Genomic DNA, 244 nt, shown 5'->3' on the forward strand with positions numbered 1-244 from the left:
CGCCGTGAGTTGGATCAAGTAGAGATACTTTCAGGAGTTATTGTTCAAGACGATGGGATAACATTTGTGACAACAGGAACACCAATTTCCCTGTTGATTCGAAATATGGATCAGCGTTCTAAGGATTATAGCGCAATAGTTCATCAGTATCGTCCAGGGCATGCAGATTATACGTATGATGTTAAGTATGGCATTCGTGATTTTCGAGGTGGCGGACGTGCTTCAGCACGTGAGACGGCAGCAC

General features: G+C 44.7%; 1 protein-coding gene. It reads left to right on the forward strand.

Annotated features, from left to right (window positions below; translation table 11 throughout):
* Positions 1-244, forward strand: a 244-nt coding sequence (locus ACFINO_RS11395; RefSeq protein ID WP_375655962.1) for a chorismate synthase, incomplete at both ends; no start/stop codon positions are given.

The organism is Bartonella sp. AA83SXKL (assembly GCF_042196965.1).
GTDB lineage: Bacteria > Pseudomonadota > Alphaproteobacteria > Rhizobiales > Rhizobiaceae > Bartonella.